General features: G+C 41.6%; 1 protein-coding gene. It reads right to left on the bottom strand.

Going from position 1 to position 802, the window contains the following annotated elements; translation table 11 throughout:
- Window positions 1-145: 145 nt before the first annotated feature.
- On the bottom strand, window positions 146-802 hold a 657-nt coding region (locus tag HMPREF2872_RS04050), incomplete at its 5' end, for a hypothetical protein (protein WP_349267082.1).

Raw genomic sequence — 802 nt, 5'->3', positions numbered from 1 at the left:
CTGAAAAACAGGTTTCAGACGGCCTTAATTATAGCGGAAGTGATGTATAAGAGAATTTGTCGACAGATTAACGGTAAAACCTCGGATGGCAAGGTATTGCAAACATCTACGGCAAAGTCGGCCTGCTGCTGTCTAGTAATATTACTCATGATTGAATTTCCTCAAGGGTTACAGTTATGGTAAACATTTCTTTATGTTCTTCGGCACTATAAATTTCGGGCGATTCAATTCCAAAATCAACGGAATCGGTGTAAAGAGTACCATCTTCTTTTCTAGAATAAGGATATGACCATTTCCAATAATATTTGGTCAGTGTCTTTTCTTCTAATAAGTGTTTCATTATGTCGCTGAAATTGAATTCTGTTTCTTCAGGACTTCCTGTAGCTTTCAATGAAACGCCAAAACCTTCAAGCTGCCAGTGACAGATTCCTTCCCCGAAGTAGTCTTCATCCAATAATGCGTCTGCATAAACCACAGTTTCATATTCAAAATCCCCAAGCTGGCGGATATCGGTTTGTAAATCCTTTTCAGGTTTAGCTGGTGCACCTTCGATTTGATTGATGATGTACGTACAATTTTCGGCTTTATAGCCGACCCCAAATTTACCTATCAGTTTCAGCGGCCCCGGTGCGTCGTTGATTTTGATTCTGAGGCGGTATATCTGTTTGGGATGGGGATTTAGCTGGAATCTTGCTTCGGTTTGTTCCTGAATACTCATGCTTTTCTCCGAACCGCCGCAGGCATTCAGGCTGAGTACTGAAAATACGGCGGCGGTCATTAATGCGGTCATCGGTTTCATCAA

This window comes from Neisseria sp. HMSC069H12, assembly GCF_001812735.1.
Taxonomy (GTDB): Bacteria; Pseudomonadota; Gammaproteobacteria; order Burkholderiales; family Neisseriaceae; genus Neisseria; species Neisseria subflava.
This window is presented reverse-complemented; position numbering and strand designations above follow the sequence as displayed.